Origin of the sequence: Bizionia sp. M204 (assembly GCF_023205095.1) — a bacterium.
GTDB lineage: Bacteria > Bacteroidota > Bacteroidia > Flavobacteriales > Flavobacteriaceae > Algorimicrobium > Algorimicrobium hallyeonense.
In genome coordinates, this window is the sequence record NZ_CP046242.1 from 2,102,686 (window position 1) to 2,118,905 (window position 16,220).

General features: G+C 35.7%; 11 protein-coding genes. 5 read left to right on the forward strand and 6 right to left on the reverse strand.

The window, feature by feature from the left end; genetic code table 11:
• Positions 1–52: 52 nt before the first annotated feature.
• Both murC and GMA17_RS09655 read right to left on the reverse strand, forming a co-directional pair.
• Positions 53–1,408, reverse strand: a complete 1,356-nt coding sequence (gene murC / locus GMA17_RS09650) for a UDP-N-acetylmuramate--L-alanine ligase (RefSeq protein ID WP_248395459.1) — start codon at positions 1,406–1,408, stop codon at positions 53–55.
• A 77-nt stretch (positions 1,409–1,485) separates the two neighbouring features.
• Positions 1,486–2,439, reverse strand: coding sequence for a lipopolysaccharide assembly protein LapB (locus GMA17_RS09655; protein ID WP_248395461.1), 954 nt, complete (start codon positions 2,437–2,439; stop codon positions 1,486–1,488).
• A 271-nt stretch (positions 2,440–2,710) separates the two neighbouring features.
• Here GMA17_RS09655 and GMA17_RS09660 point away from each other — a divergent pair, with 271 nt between their 5' ends.
• The 3 genes from GMA17_RS09660 (at position 2,711) to GMA17_RS09670 (ending at position 10,714) form a co-directional block, all read left to right on the forward strand.
• Positions 2,711–8,761, forward strand: a complete 6,051-nt coding sequence (locus GMA17_RS09660; RefSeq protein WP_248395463.1) for an alpha-2-macroglobulin — start codon at positions 2,711–2,713, stop codon at positions 8,759–8,761.
• An 82-nt stretch (positions 8,762–8,843) separates the two neighbouring features.
• A complete protein-coding gene (locus GMA17_RS09665; protein ID WP_248395465.1) occupies positions 8,844–9,317 on the forward strand; it encodes a hypothetical protein in 474 nt (157 codons plus the stop codon).
• A gap of 5 nt (positions 9,318–9,322) precedes the next feature.
• A complete protein-coding gene (locus tag GMA17_RS09670; protein WP_248395467.1) occupies positions 9,323–10,714 on the forward strand; it encodes a M64 family metallopeptidase in 1,392 nt (463 codons plus the stop codon).
• Positions 10,715–10,716: 2 nt separating this feature from the next.
• Here the strand turns inward: GMA17_RS09670 and GMA17_RS09675 are convergent, their stop codons facing one another.
• From GMA17_RS09675 to GMA17_RS09690, 4 genes are all read right to left on the reverse strand, one after another.
• On the reverse strand, positions 10,717–11,223 hold the full coding sequence (locus GMA17_RS09675; protein ID WP_248395469.1) for a DUF4136 domain-containing protein: 507 nt from the start codon (positions 11,221–11,223) through the stop codon (positions 10,717–10,719).
• 22 nt (positions 11,224–11,245) lie between these two features.
• Positions 11,246–11,953, reverse strand: coding sequence for an ion transporter (locus GMA17_RS09680; RefSeq protein ID WP_248395471.1), 708 nt, complete (start codon positions 11,951–11,953; stop codon positions 11,246–11,248).
• 6 nt (positions 11,954–11,959) lie between these two features.
• Complete coding sequence (obgE, locus tag GMA17_RS09685; protein ID WP_248395474.1) at positions 11,960–12,958, reverse strand: GTPase ObgE; 999 nt, start codon at positions 12,956–12,958, stop codon at positions 11,960–11,962.
• Positions 12,959–13,132: 174 nt separating this feature from the next.
• A complete protein-coding gene (locus GMA17_RS09690) occupies positions 13,133–14,242 on the reverse strand; it encodes an adenylate kinase (RefSeq protein ID WP_248395476.1) in 1,110 nt (369 codons plus the stop codon).
• A gap of 159 nt (positions 14,243–14,401) precedes the next feature.
• Between GMA17_RS09690 and GMA17_RS09695 the strand changes: the two genes are divergently transcribed.
• On the forward strand, positions 14,402–15,556 hold the full coding sequence (locus GMA17_RS09695; RefSeq protein ID WP_248395478.1) for a 5-(carboxyamino)imidazole ribonucleotide synthase: 1,155 nt from the start codon (positions 14,402–14,404) through the stop codon (positions 15,554–15,556).
• A 24-nt stretch (positions 15,557–15,580) separates the two neighbouring features.
• The gene (gene purE / locus GMA17_RS09700) at positions 15,581–16,069 is read left to right on the forward strand and encodes a 5-(carboxyamino)imidazole ribonucleotide mutase (RefSeq protein WP_248395481.1); all 489 of its coding nucleotides are present in this window, start codon (positions 15,581–15,583) and stop codon (positions 16,067–16,069) included.
• Positions 16,070–16,220: the final 151 nt, after the last annotated feature.

Sequence of the window (16,220 nt, forward strand, 5' to 3'; positions counted from 1 at the left end):
CGGATTTTCACGCAACAAAACCGTAGCTAAATCCGTAAACGACAACCCAAAACTACCTCAACAACCCCTTAACCGCATCAAAATCCAATCCGCCATAATTTCCAGAACTCATGAGCAACAAGGCTTTGTTATTAAAATCTTGAGAAAACAAGAAGGTTTTAAATTCTTCGGAATTGGTATAAATAATTAAATCGTTACGTTCAAACGCATGGGCAATTTGTTCATGAGAAACAGCATCTAGTTTCTTAATTTCAACCGCATCTGGCGAATAGAAAACAACAGCCACATCAGCAGCATCTAAAGCACCTTTGTATTCCTTTAAGAATTCGGCATTCAAACTACTATAGGTATGCAATTCCAAACAGGCAATTAGTGTTTTGTCTTCGTATTGGGCTTTTACCGCTTGGGTAGTAGCAGACACTTTACTGGGCGAATGTGCAAAATCTTTATAGGCAACGCTGGTTTTACTTTCGGCAATTTTTTCTAATCGCTTGCTAGCGCCTTTAAAGGTGGCAATGGCTTCGTAGAAATCATCTTCGTCAATACCCATGTGCTGGCAAATCCACTTGGCGCCCGCTAAATTATTCAGATTGTGTTTACCGAAAATTTCAATGGGCAACGGTCCTTCAGGGGTTTCTAAAAGCGTTTCACCATGTTCAACCGTATATTCTGGTGTGTTATACGGTAATTTACGAATGGTGTTTTCAGACGCTTCTACAACGCTCGCGACTTCAGCATCTTCGGAATTGTAAGTTATACTGCCACCATTAACAATACTATCTACAAATATTTTAAACTGTTCTACATAATTGCCATAGGTTGGAAACACATTAATATGGTCCCAAGCAATACCACTCAACAACGCAATATTGGGTTTGTATAAATGAAATTTTGGTCGCCTATCAATAGGTGAGCTTAAATATTCATCGCCTTCCAAAACTATAAAATCATTGTCCTCGGTGAGTTTCACCATGACATCAAAACCTTCTAATTGTGCACCAACCATATAATCCACATCCCGATCATGGTAGTGCATAACGTGTAAAATCATAGAGGTTATTGTGGTTTTCCCATGACTTCCGCCAATTACCACACGGGTTTTATTTTTAGATTGTTCGTACAGAAATTCCGGATAACTATATATTTTTAAACCGAGTTCTTGCGCCTTTAGCAATTCCGGATTATCAGATTTGGCGTGCATCCCTAAAACAATAGCATCCAAACTGGAACTAATTTTTTCTGGAAACCACCCAAATGATTCTGGCAATAAACCTTTGGTTTCCAAACGGGATTTAGACGGATTGAAAATAGTATCATCACTACCAGTTACCTGATATCCTTTATTGTGTAAAGCAATGGCAAGATTGTGCATAGCAGCTCCACCAATGGCTATAAAATGTACGTTCATAATTAAATTTTGTAGAATTCAAATATACACATTGCAAATGGAAGTAGAAATGTGAACACCGGTAAATTATTAAGTTTCTAAAGGTTTAAAATAGCCGCTTTTTCAACCGAAAAAACATCAATTTCAGGCAATTCGGCCAAAGCTAAATTTATATGTTTGAGCGCCTCTTTTTTATGATTCTGATGTTTGTAAATCTGCGCCAATCGGTAATTTGCCCAAGCTTTTGGCACACCATCTTCCACGGAATAATTCTCGATATAGGTTTTCAGGCAATTTTCACCTTTTTCCAACTGCAAATTATACTCGGCGGCTACTTTTCCTATTTGGTAATGAACGGCATTGCGTTCGTGCTTTTTTTGCGAGGCTTCAATAGTCGCAATTGCTTTTTCCGGTTGCTGTTGCTTTTCATAAAAGCTAGATAATTTATCAAAACAAGTAATAGAACCACCAGTGGTAATGGCGCGTTTATAATAGGTTTCGGCTAGTTCGGGTTCGTCATCATACTCATAAATATAGCCTTTAGCCAAATACCCATCCACTTTAGAAAGTGCTTCTAACTCATTGGCGTACTTCAAGGATTTCTTAACGCTTCCGCCAACAATACCTGGTAGTTGCATATACAATTCCACCAAAGCCCAACGCGTATTAATATGCTTGCTATCCAATTCGGCCGCCTTTAAAAACGCATCTTCTATGTCGTCGATTAACATGAAAGCGCTTACTTTATTGACTTCCAGCGCTTTCATTCCCATAGCACCACCATATTTATAATGGAAATTGGCTTTATTAGGGTCCATAACAACCAAGGTTTCATATTGACTAATAGCGGCATCCCATTTGGCTTGATATCCATAAGCATCGCCTAATAATTCCACAGCTCGTTGGTTGGTTGGATTGGCATTTACATACGGTTTCACTAGAGTTTCGGCTTGCTTATAATATTTCTGTTCCAGCAATAACGCCACATCATCCAAGGTCTGCTGGGCCATAGTAAAAACGGGAAATAAGAAACATAAAAGCAGCTTTTTCATATTAAAGTCATCCATTATTCAAAGATAACTATTCAAAATGATATTTAGTATTGATCGTTTTAACTTCTACCCTCAAGGAAGTTGAAGAAATTTCCCTTACTCAAAATAGCGTCTCACGAATTCAAAGCATGCGTTTACCCAAATTCCTTTTTTTGGAACAACTTTTGAATGTATTATTGAAAGAATAAAACATTCTGAAACAGCATAGACGAAAACATGGAAATCGATTTTGAAATGCTTATTTTTAAAGAATTGTTATAAGAACAAACACATGAAACAGATTACCATACTCGCAATGATAGTATTATTTGCCAATTTCACCGCAGCACAAACCAGCGATTACGATGCGCTATGGAAAACGGTTGAAAAACTTGAAAATAAAGGCTTACCCAAATCGGCTTTAGATATTGTTTTGCAAATTTCAAATAAGGCGAAACAGGAAAATAATCAACCACAAACGATTAAAGCTTTGCTATACAAAAGCAAGTATGCCTTAACCTTGGAAGAAGAGGCACAACTACAAATTATTGCAGATTTTAAACATGAAATAGCACAAAGCGAAACACCTACTAAAAACATCTTACAAAATATGTTAGCCACCATGTATTGGCAGTATTTTCAACAAAACAGATGGCAATTTTATAACCGAACAAAAACAGCAGAAAAAGTAGACGAAACCGATTTAAGGGCTTGGGATTTAGAAACGTTATTTGCGGAAATTCAAACGCAATACAACCAGTCTTTAGAAAATGAACAGACGCTTCAACAAACACCAATTTCCGATTTTGATGCTATTATTTATTCGCAATCAAACTCCAAACAATTCAGACCCACGCTTTACGATTTATTAGCAAACACAGCGCTCAATTTTTATAAAACGGATGAAAACTACATTAATAAACCAGCCTATAAGTTTGAAATTAATGATCCTAAATTTTTATGTCCAGCAGTTGAATTTTCTCAAGCTGAAATCACCTCAAAGGACAGCACATCCTTGCAGCTCCAGGCTTTAAAAATCTATCAGAAGCTGACTCAATTTCACCTAAAAAACAAGACTTCTAAAGCGTTAGTGGATATTGACATCGCGCGTTTAAAATTTACAAAAGATTATGCCACTTTCAGCAATAAAGAAATGGTGTTTTTAGAAACGTTGAAAGAATCCCGTGCTGATTATACGTCTGAAGAATCGGGCTTATATGCCTTTGAAATCGCTCAATTATATTACGAACAAGGCGAACGTTATGAACCAAAAACAGCATCCGAATTTCAATGGAAAATTAAAGAAGCCTATGACCTTTGCGAAACCGTAATTAAGAACTTTCCAAACACTACGGCTGCCAAAAAATGTGCTGTTTTACAAAAACAAATAAAACTCCAAAGCTTACAAGTACAAACCGAAAGACATGTACCTATTCAACAAGATGCCAGAATGTTGGTGACCTACAAAAACTTAAATACGTTAGATTTTAAAGCCTATAAACTCACCGAAAAGGAATTTGAAGCCTTCGGCAAAATTTATAGAGATGACGAACAATTAACCTTTGTAAAAAAATTGACGGTTTCAAAATCTTGGCAAGCCACCATAAAAAATGAAGGCGATTACCAACAACATCAAACCGAAGTAATAATTCCGGCCTTGGAAAATGGTCGCTTTCTTATTGTAGCTTCAGCGAAAAACGAAGCGAACACATTTGCTATTCAAACACTACAAATTACCAATATTGCTTTGGTGGATAAAGCGGAAAACGACAGACAGATCTACCAGTTTATTAATCGGAATAATGGGCAGCCCATACCGAATCTCACTGTTAAAATAAGTTACAAAGAAAATTACAATGGTAATTTTAAACATAAAACGTTCACATCTGACTCCAATGGCAACGTTGAAATTTCAAAAACACAAAGCCGTTGGACCCAAGTAAAAATTGTAGCCAACTCTAAAACCGACAAAGCCTATTTTGGTGATTATTACGTGAATCCTGAATACAAACAGAATGAAGATCCGGTTAGCTATAAAGGTTTCCTTTTTACGGATAGAAGTATTTACAGACCTGGGCAAACGGTTTATTTTAAAGGGATTGCTATGAAAACTACACATGGTAAATCCACCGTTTTAGTGGATGAAGAAACCGACGCCGTTTTATATAATGTAAACGGCGAAGAGATTAATAGATTATCATTAATAACAAACGAATTCGGTTCTGTTACTGGCGATTTTATTTTGCCGAATAGTGGATTAACTGGTGGTTTTAGAATCCAATTATCAGGAAAATCGCATCATTTAGGAAATGCAAACACCTATTTTTCAGTAGAAGAATACAAACGTCCAAAGTTTGAAACCACCTTTAAACCCATTTTAGAAACTTTTAAAATTAACGACTCCATAACGGTAAAAGGAGCTGCATTGGCTTTTGCTGGTAGTAATATTACCAATGCTAAAGTGGTGTATCGCGTGCACAGAAAAGTCCAATATCCAGATTGGTATTATTGGTATCGTCCGCGTTTTAATTCGGAAGCTCAAGAAATTACCCATGGCGAAGGTACCACCAACGATAAAGGCGAATTCGAAATTACCTTTAAAGCCATTCCAGATAGCAGTGTTGACAAAAGCACCTTACCAATATTTAATTATGAAGTGTCAGCCGATGTCACTGATATCAATGGCGAAACACGAAATAGTTCCATTATAGTAAATGTAGGTTATCATGCCATGACGGCTTCAATTGCTGTTAAAAATACGTTAGACAAAACCACTAAAAATCACACTATTGAAATTGATACGAGAAATTTAAATGGCGAATTTACACCAGCCACTGGAACGCTTAAAATATATAAACTGCAAGCACCAGAACAGGCTTTACGCAGTAGACCTTGGGAAGCACCAGAATATAAAATGCTTTCAGAAACGGAATTTAAAGCGAAATTTCCACACGATGCGTATGCGAATGAAGATAACCCCAACAATTGGAAAAAAGGCGATATGGTTTTTGAAACCGATTTTAACACGGAAAAATCGAAAACCATCACATTAAGAAACATCAAAAAATGGGATTCCGGTATGTATGTGATTGTTCTAGAAAGTACCGATAAATTTGGTCAAGCAGTTACAGCAGAGGCCAAAACAAATTTGTATAGTGATACCGATAAAACCGTTGCCGACAATCAATTATTTAGTATTTCGACAAACAAAAGTAGTTATCAACCAAATAATACTGTTTTGCTAACCATGGGTTCAGCAGCCGAAAATATCACAGTTACGATTGATATTGAGAAAGACAAAAAAACAGTAAATAGTTATATACTAAACCTAAACAACAATAAAAAAACCATTGAAATCCCTGTTACAGAAGCAGATTTTGGTGGATTTGCCATGCATTACAGTTTTGCTTTCGCGAATAGTTTTCAATCGGGAACAGAAATCATTTCAGTGCCATACCCTAAAACCGATTTAAAAATTGAAACCACCACATTCCGAGATAAATTGCAACCAGGAACCGATGAAACTTGGGCATTTAAAATAAAAGGACCTCAAGGCGAAAAAGTGTCTGCTGAAATTTTAGCGAGTATGTATGACGCATCTTTAGACCAATTTAAACCTCATAATTGGACATTCAATCCGTTAGAAAAGCCCACTTATTATTCCAACGCAACCAGACAAGCACATTACAGTTTTGGAATTCAAAATTTCAGGATACAAAATACACCACGTTTAAATACGGGGTTTCCACACCAAGGGTATGACCAATTGAATTGGTTTGGGTTTTATTTTGGGGGTGATAATTATTTTTATGGAGAAGATTTGGAACATGAAGAAGTTATTGTGTCTGCTATGGGTATAAAAAGAGAAAAACGTGACATAGCTTACGAAACAGAAATGGCTCCTGAAGCTAATCAAGCGTTAGGAAGTCCAGAAGAAAGTGTCTATAATCTAGAAAGTCCTGAATCTAAAAAATCAGACTTTTCAGGCATCACCATCCGCAAAAATCTCCAAGAAACCGCATTCTTCTTTCCACAATTACAAACAGATGAAGCAGGCAATGTAAGTTTTAATTTCACCACACCAGAAGCTTTAACCAAATGGAAATTACAGTTGTTGGCACATACCAAAACGTTAAAAAGTCAAGTCACCAGTTTAGAAACGGTTACCCAAAAAGAATTGATGGTCATTCCAAACGCACCACGATTTTTACGTCATGGTGATGCCATAACCATCAGTACTAAAATTGCGAATCTATCAAACAAAAATTTATCAGGACAAGCGCAATTACAACTAACCGATGCTATTACCGGAAAAGCCTTTGATACTATTTTAGGGAACACCAATAACACAAAAAGTTTTGAAGTGGATGCCAAAGGCAACACCCAAATATCTTGGTTATTAACCATTCCTGAAACGGTAAATGCGGTTCAATATAAAGTGGTTGCCAAAGCTGGCGCATTTAGTGATGGCGAACAAAATGCCATACCTGTTTTATCTAACCGATTATTGGTAACCGAAACCTTACCGATGTGGATTAAGAGCAACGAAACCAAAACATTCACGTTGGATAAACTAAAAACGAATACCTCATCTAGTTTAAAACATCACAAACTGACTTTGGAAATGACCTCCAATCCAGCTTGGTATGCGGTTCAGGCACTTCCCTATTTAATGGAATATCCGTATGACTGTAATGAGCAAACTTTTAGTCGCTATTACGCCAATGCCTTGGCAAGTCACATATCCAATAGCAATCCACGGATTCAAGAGGTGTTTAATCAGTGGCGAAATTCGGATGCATTAGTTTCGAATTTGGAGAAAAACCCCGAACTAAAAAACATATTAATTCAAGAAACACCTTGGTTACGAGATGCTCAAAGTGAAACGGAACAGAAAAAACGGATTGCTTTGTTATTCGATTTGAATAAAATGACCAACGAATTGCAAAACGCATTGGGTAAATTAGAACAAAATCAAATGACATCTGGCGCATGGCCTTGGTTTAAAGGTGGACGCGAAAACCGATTTATTACCCAACATATTATTACAGGTTTTGGACATTTGGATAAATTGAATGTCATTCAAAGCGCTAGCGAAGTAGCTATGATTTCAAACGCTATTGCTTATTTAGATAATGAATTCATAAAAGAATATAAAAACATCACCAAATACAATAAGGATACCGACTTAAGCAAAGACCATTTAAGTTATACGCAATTACATTATTTATATATGCGAAGCTTCTTTCCAGAGATAAAACGTAGTAAAGAAGTTCAAGATATTTCGGAATATTATTTAGGGCAAATAGACAGCTATTGGTTGTCGCGTTCTATCTATACAAAAGGGTTAATGACGCTTATTTCACATAGAATGAATAAGACTAAAACTGCTGGCAAAATCTTAAAATCTTTAAAAGAAACCAGTATCACGAATGACGAATTAGGCATGTATTGGAAAGACAATACCGCATCTTGGCACTGGTATCAAGCGCCTATTGAAACCCAAGCGTTGCTGATTGAGGCATTTCAGGAAGTTGGCTCAACCATATATAGCGAAGCCAATAATATGCAGGATATTGATAATTTGAAAATGTGGTTATTAAAAAACAAGCAAACGAATAAGTGGGAAAGCACCAAAGCAACTACCGAAGCTGTTTACGCTTTATTGCTACAAGGAAGCGATTGGTTATCGGTAACCGAAGCCGTTACCGTTTTAGTTGGCAATAAAAAAATTGACCCTACAAAATTAGAAGCTGTAAAAGTGGAGGCTGGAACTGGTTACTATAAAACATCTTGGAATGCTTCAGAAATAAAACCAGAAATGGCAGATGTTACCTTAACAAAAACTGGCAAAGGTATTGCTTGGGGAAGTTTATATTGGCAATATTTTGAAGATTTAGATAAAATCACCACAGCCAAAACACCGTTACAATTGAAGAAAAAACTCTTCAAAAAAACCAATACAGATTCTGGTGAAGTTATTTCAGAAATCACATCAGAAACCGCTTTACAAGTTGGCGATTTAGTACGTGTGCGTATTGAATTACGGAGCGATCGTGATATGGAATTCATTCACATGAAAGATATGCGTGCCGCTGGATTAGAGCCTATCAATGTCTTATCGTCCTACAAATGGCAAGACGGTTTGGGTTATTATGAAAGCACGAAAGATGCGAGTACAAATTTCTTTTTCGACTATCTACCTAAAGGAATTTATGTGTTTGAATACGATTTACGCGTGAACAATGCAGGAAATATGAGTAATGGTATTACCACAATACAAAGTATGTATGCGCCTGAATTCTCAAGTCATAGCGAAGGTGTTCGGATTTCTGTCAATTAATTTTAAATGAAAATCACAAATAAGCTAATAACTTAATTACTAATTCCCTAACTTTACAAATTAATACAATCCGTATTTATTTATGAAACATACGCTTCTCATATTGCTATCCGTTTTTACTTTTGGAACAACTGTGTTCGCACAGAATAGTTCCGCAAAGCAAGACATTAAAAAAGTAGCGGACAGCATGATTTTTTTAACCTATCATATTAAAAAATCATCTGATGCAACACCTACAATACGTCACTTAAAAACGATATTAGCTAAAGGACGTATTAAAGGATTTCATGAAGAAAAAGAACTGTTTAAAAAAGGTAATCTCGCCTGTGATTTACTGGATAAGGAGTTACAGGTGATTGAAACGCTTTATATAGAAAATCCGCTTGAAAAAGTGGTTGAATTTGTAAATGACTCTGGTGATTTAGAAAAACGCCTTATTGCATTGGAAAGTACCGATTTTGCTTTCAGAATGCCTTACCATGAAACCGCTAAATATGCTCGGATGTATGTTATAACCAATTCGGACACCACCAATTACATAATAACCAAGCTATAATTATTATGACAAAACAACTACTTCCACTATTATTACTTCTTTTTGTAACGAGCGCTTTCGCACAAACTTTTGATGTAGAAACCATTAAAAATGCTGGCGATAATGACAAACGCATTAATTTAGTTATTCTTGGTGATGGCTACACGGCAAGTGAATTGACAGATTTTGAAACAGACGCTGCAAATTTTGTGAGTGCTCTATTTGGTCAATCACCTTTTTCAGAGTATTCAGATTATTTTAACGTGCATATCATCAAGGTTATTTCAAACGAAAGTGGCGCCACACATCCAGGAACGGCAGCAGATGAAGCGAGTTACAGCGTTCCTGTTTCAACTGTTGATAATTTTTTTGGCAGTACTTATGATGGTTTTGGCTCACATCGTTTATTATACGCACCAAACTACAGTTTAATCACTTCAGTTTTAGCAACAAATTTTCCTGAATACGACCAAGCGCTTATTTTAGTTAATTCGCCGTATTACGGTGGAAGTGGTGGTGAATTTCCCGTGGCATCTACAGGAACAAGTGCTGATGAAATTGCAATTCATGAAATTGGACATTCATTAGTAGATTTAAAAGACGAGTATTATCCTGGCGATTATTACGCTGAAGAAGGTATTAATATGACCCAAGAAACGGACCCAAGTCTTGTAAAATGGACCAATTGGATTGGATCCAATGGGGTTGATATTTATCAATATTGTACAACTGGATCTTGTGCTTCCTGGTATAGACCTCATCAAACCTGTAAAATGCGTTATTTAGGCTATCCGTTTTGTGCGGTTTGTAAAGAAGGGATTATTGAAAAAATTCATGATTTAGTGTCACCTGTTGATAGCTTTTCTCCTACTAATTTATCCATTGAAACCTCAACGTTTCCGGTTTCTTTTAATGTATCACTTATTAACCCAAGTACGAATACGTTGGAAACAATTTGGACCTTAAATGGCACCACGCATTCAACGGATGTTGATATGATTTCCATATTGGAAGCCGATGTTAATAATGGTTTAAATAGTCTGTCTGTTGCAATTACAGACAACACCAGTTTGCAACGTATTGACAGTCATGAAACCATTCATGTTACTACTGTTACGTGGAGTATTGACAATACCACATTAGGTATTACTGATATTACAGCAGAAGAAAATCAGTTTTCCATCTCCCTATATCCCAATCCAACAAACAATGCTTTTTATGTGAAGTTTGACAGTTTTAATTCCTCAAATGTACGTTTAGAATTAACGAGTATGGATGGTAAACAGGTTTTATCAACCCGTTTAGAATCTGGCATAACAAATACTATAAATTTAAATCAACAAGCGGCAGGACTTTATATTGCTAACATTTACAGTGATTCTGTATTGTTAGCGCGTAAAAAAGTTATTAAAAAGTAAGCTTATTTTTTAGGAGGATACTTTTCTAATAGTTTTAATACCACTGTTTTAAATTGAGCGGTTCGTGCTTCTGGTGAATTTTCCGGAGCAGCTGGTTCCTGACTAACACCTTGCCAAAATAGCTGTTGTGTTTCACCATCAACAAAGTCTAAAATAATTTGTCTGGAAACAGAACCTTGACCAATTGGAATACCGACAGATACACCGCCACCACCACTACCAACTCCCATTCCAACGGAACTGGATTGCTGATTTTGATATGTTACACTCTTTACATCAATAATAAAATCCGGAGTTTCTGATAATATAAATCCTTTGCTTTGAAGTTCCGCATCTAACTCCGTAAAAAAACGTTTGGAATCTAACTGACTGAAACCCGTTTGCATATTATCAAAATAATGGTAGGTTTTGTATTGGGTAAAGTCTGTTCCTTTGTCGTAATCGTAACTTACAGTAACACCACAAGACGTTAGCAAAAAGGCAAGAATTAGGGCTTGAAATCTTTTCATTTTTATTTTAAATATACGAAAATTATTCTGCGTTTTTATCCACCGATTTGGTTAAAGCTGACGAGATAATACCGGTTGGGATAGCAACAATCCCTAAACCGATGAGTAATATAATGAAAGTAAATACTTTTCCACCAACTGTTATGGGGTACACATCACCATAACCAACAGTTGTTAAGGTAATAATTGCCCACCACAGACTATCAAAAATAGATCGGAAATGTTCCGGCTGGGCTTCGTTTTCAAAATAGTAGATTCCTACTGCCGAAAAGTAAATTAAAATTAAAGTAATAAATAAAAACAGGAGAATTTGTTCTTTTGCCGATTTAATTGCAATTATAAAATCGTTTAAAGCACGATTGTAACGCACCAATTTAAATACACGAAAAAGTCTTAAAAGTCTTAAAGCACGAAGTGAACGTAAATCAATTCCAAACGATAAGTAGAATGGTAAAATGGCCAGCAAATCTATGATGCCAAAAAAGCTAAAAATGAATTTACGCTTGTGATCGGCAACATAAATTCTCAAAATATATTCAAAGGTAAAAATTATAACGCTAAACGCTTCAATGACACGAAGAACTGTTCGCGTATTTGGTTCTAAATCCGGATCCGTTTCTAACGTAAAAGTGACAACTGAAATTAAAATTAATACTTGAATAGCAATTGCAAAAATCTTGCTTGCCCAATTATCATGAATTTCAATTATGTTTTTTAAACGTTGTTTCATTCAAATTTAATCATTCAACGATTTCCACAATTTATCTTTCAGTTCCTGAAGTCCTTGTTGCGCCACAGAAGAAATAAATAAATAATCTACTGGAAGTTCACCATCCAAAATTTCTTTTAATTCTGCTTTAAGCTCATCATCCAACATGTCACTTTTTGAAATGGCAACAATGCGTTCTTTATCCAAAATTTCAGGATTATATCGTCTCAATTCATCTAATAGAATATCATATTGTTTTCTAATATCATCCGCATCAGCAGGAATTAAAAATAGCAACACGGAATTACGTTCAATATGACGAAGAAAATAATGACCAAGGCCACGACCTTCTGCCGCGCCTTCAATAATTCCAGGAATGTCTGCAATAACAAATGATTGGTGGTCGCGATACTCCACGATTCCTAAATTGGGTTTTAGAGTTGTAAACTCATAATCCGCAATTTTAGGTTTTGCAGCCGTAACAACCGATAATAATGTGGATTTTCCAGCATTAGGAAAACCAACTAACCCAACATCTGCAAGAACTTTTAGTTCTAAAACAATTTCAATTTCTTCACCAGGAATTCCCGGTTGTGCATAACGTGGTGTTTGGTTTGTAGAAGTTTTAAAATGCCAGTTTCCACGGCCACCCATACCACCTTTAGCAATTATTCGTTCTTCACCATGATCGGTAATTTCAAAAAGAACTTCGTTTGTTTCTTTATCGCGAACAACAGTTCCTAATGGCACATCCATATAAACATCAGAACCATCGGCTCCTGTGCTTCTACTCTTGCTACCATGCATACCATGCTCGGCCTTAAAATGTCTTTTGAATTTATAGATATATAATGTCCAAAGATTCTGATTTCCACGAATAATTACATGACCACCACGACCACCATCTCCACCATCGGGACCGCCTTTTTCAATATACTTTTCTCTATGTAAATGCGCAGAACCTTTTCCACCATTTCCGGAAGACACATATAATTTTACGTAATCCACGAAATTTCCTTCAGTCATAATTATCTATTAATTTGTAAACTTAAATTTGATGATCCTAGGCATCAATTTGCACCAATCATTATCAAATTATTCGTTAAATCTTTTTCCCAAAACGGGACACTTGTTTTATTTCAGTTTTCGAACTTAAAATTAATCATTTTTTAAAACGCTAATAAAGTTCCAAAAAACCAATTATAGTTTGTCAATTACCTGACTTAACCGAACTGTTATATCTTGAATACTTCCCACACCATCTACTCCAAAATACTTGTTTTGAGCTGAATAATAATTTTTTAATATGGCTGTTTTTTTGTAATATTCTTTAATTCGATTTCTAATAATAGTTTCATCAGCATCATCTGGTCTACCACTTGTTTTTCCACGTTCTAATAAACGTTTTACTAAAACTTCATCATCTACTTCCAACGCAATCATGGCATCAATTTGTGAATCCTTTTCATCCATAAATTTATCTAAAGCATCTGCCTGTGCATTGGTTCGTGGAAACCCATCAAAAATAAAACCTTTAGCATCGGCATTTTTTTCAACTTCGGCATTCAACATATCTATAGTTACTTCATCTGGTACCAACTCACCTTTATCCATAAACGATTTAGCTAACATACCCAAAGCTGTTTCGTTTTTAATGTTAAATCGGAACACATCACCAGTGGAAATATGCACTAAATTATATTTTTCTTTTAAGTATTCTGCTTGTGTTCCTTTTCCTGCTCCCGGAGGTCCAAATAGGACAATATTGGTCATATGTTGTGTTGTTTTTAGTTGATATATTTCAGGTAAATCACGTCCTAATCCATCATAGTCTAAACCGTAGCCAACTATAAATTTATTAGGAATTTCCATACCTACATAGTGTAATTTATAATCTTTTTTATACGCTTCTGGTTTATAAAATAAGGTAGCTATAATGAGTTTCTTCACGTTTTCATTTTCGAAAATTCTATGAACTTCGGTTAGCGTATTTCCAGAATCGATAATATCCTCTAAAATAACAACAGTGCGTCCCGTTAAATCTTGTGTTAAACCTATAAGGCGCTGAATATCTTCTGTAGACTTTACGCCTTCATAAGATGCTAATTTTATAAAAGTAACCTCGCAAGGCTTTGGATATTTTTTTACAAAATCACTTACAAACATGAACGAGCCATTCAAGATACCAATAAACACAGGGATTTCATCACCTAATTCATCAGCAATTTCATGAACCATGCGTTCTACAGTGGCTGCAATCTCTTTTTCAGAAATAAACGGCTTAAAATATAAATCGTGGAGCTTTATCACTTGTTCTTAATTTTAGAAATGCAAAGATAATCATTTGATTAACGTTTTGCGAATTCTGATATATATAGTTGGGAAATAAGTTTTTTGGGAAACCAAGGATTTGTATTTTTGTTGGGTAATTATTTACCAGTCGCCAATAGGCTTAAATGTAAAAAGACCATGAATTACTTTTCTTCCAACTTTAAATTAGGCATTTTAGGTGGTGGCCAATTAGGTAAAATGCTTCTAAATGATACCCGAAAATTTGACATTTACACCAGTGTCATGGACGCAAGCCCAGAAGCACCTTGCAAAATTGCCTGTAACGAATTTCATTTAGGCAATTTAATGGATTATGATGCCGTTTATAACTTCGGAAAAGATTTAGACGTCGTTACCTTTGAAATTGAAAACGTAAACACCGATGCGCTTGAAGATTTAGAAAAAAAAGGTGTGAAAGTATATCCATCATCCAAGACCTTACGTATTATTCAAAATAAAGCCACGCAAAAATTATTTTATCTAGATCATAGTATTCCAACAGCCGAATTTTCACGCTTTGCATACACCAGTCAAATTGAAGATGCACTTGAAAACGAAGTTTTAAAACTGCCTTTTGTTTGGAAATGTGCCCAATTTGGATACGACGGAAACGGCGTAAAAGTTGTGCGAAAGGTAGAGGATTTAATTGGGCTTCCCAACGTGGAATGTATTGCAGAAACCATGATTCCATTTAAAAATGAATTAGCAGTTATTGTAGCCAGAAATCCTAATGGTGATGTGGCAACGTATCCCGTTGTAGAAATGGAATTTCACCCAGAAGCCAATCAAGTAGAGTATGTAATTTGTCCTGCCCGAATTGATGAGGAAGTGGCAAAAAAAGCAACCGATATTGCCTTAAAAGTTTCAAAAGCCTTTAACCATGTTGGCCTTCTGGCAGTTGAAATGTTCCAAACTCAAGATGACAAAATTCTCGTTAATGAAGTGGCTCCAAGACCACATAATTCGGGACATCAGACTATTGAAGCTAGTTATACATCGCAATTTGAGCAACACCTTCGTGCCATTTTAAACTTACCTTTAGGTAAAACAGAAAACAAAGTTGCTGGTGTTATGGTAAATTTAGTTGGAGCTGAAGATCATACGGGAAATGTTGTTTATAAAAATATGGAGACCATTATGGCAATGGATGGCGTTACACCACATATATACGGTAAAAAACAAACACGTCCTTTCAGAAAAATGGGTCATGTAACCATTGTGAGTGACTCTATTTCCGAAGCACGAAAAATTGCAGAAGACGTCAAGAAAACGATTCAGGTTATTAGTAAATAAAAAACAGATATTAATATATAAAGTATGAGCAAAGTAGGAATTATAATGGGAAGTAAGAGTGATTTGCCAGTTATGCAAGACGCTATTGATATTTTAACGGAATTTGGAATATCTATTGAAGTTGATATTGTTTCAGCGCACCGAACACCTGAAAAGCTTTTCGATTACAGTAAACATGCACATACACGTGGTATAAAAGTTATTATTGCAGGCGCTGGAGGTGCTGCGCATTTACCAGGCATGGTGGCCTCATTGTCGCCTTTACCAATTATTGGCGTTCCTGTAAAAAGCAGTAATTCTATTGATGGTTGGGATTCCGTATTATCTATTTTGCAAATGCCAGGTGGTGTTCCGGTAGCAACAGTTGCATTAAATGGCGCCAAAAATGCAGGTATTTTAGCAGCTCAGATTTTAGGAAGTTCAGATCCTGATATTCTAAATAAAATAGTGACCTACAAAGAAGGATTAAAAGCAAAAGTTATTGAATCTGCTAAAGATTTAAAAAAGTCTTAAAACAAATAAACCTCGGCCAGAAGCCGAGGTTTAACGCTATTAATCAATAATTTTTAAGTGAGCATGAAACTCTCATGAAAAAATCTGGTACAAAAGTACTGCATAAAAGTAAATTACAACCACCTTATTGTCTTAAATTTTAGTTAATAAT

Bases quoted from the DNA above. Each gene is read 5' to 3' on its own strand.
- murC (WP_248395459.1), bottom strand. From the start codon at position 1,408: ATGAACGTACATTTTATAGCCATTGGTGGAGCTGCTATGCACAATCTT.
- GMA17_RS09655 (WP_248395461.1), bottom strand. From the start codon at position 2,439: ATGAAAAAGCTGCTTTTATGTTTCTTATTTCCCGTTTTTACTATGGCC.
- GMA17_RS09660 (WP_248395463.1), top strand. From the start codon at position 2,711: ATGAAACAGATTACCATACTCGCAATGATAGTATTATTTGCCAATTTC.
- GMA17_RS09665 (WP_248395465.1), top strand. From the start codon at position 8,844: ATGAAACATACGCTTCTCATATTGCTATCCGTTTTTACTTTTGGAACA.
- GMA17_RS09670 (WP_248395467.1), top strand. From the start codon at position 9,323: ATGACAAAACAACTACTTCCACTATTATTACTTCTTTTTGTAACGAGC.
- GMA17_RS09675 (WP_248395469.1), bottom strand. From the start codon at position 11,223: ATGAAAAGATTTCAAGCCCTAATTCTTGCCTTTTTGCTAACGTCTTGT.
- GMA17_RS09680 (WP_248395471.1), bottom strand. From the start codon at position 11,953: ATGAAACAACGTTTAAAAAACATAATTGAAATTCATGATAATTGGGCA.
- obgE (WP_248395474.1), bottom strand. From the start codon at position 12,958: ATGACTGAAGGAAATTTCGTGGATTACGTAAAATTATATGTGTCTTCC.
- GMA17_RS09695 (WP_248395478.1), top strand. From the start codon at position 14,402: ATGAATTACTTTTCTTCCAACTTTAAATTAGGCATTTTAGGTGGTGGC.
- purE (WP_248395481.1), top strand. From the start codon at position 15,581: ATGAGCAAAGTAGGAATTATAATGGGAAGTAAGAGTGATTTGCCAGTT.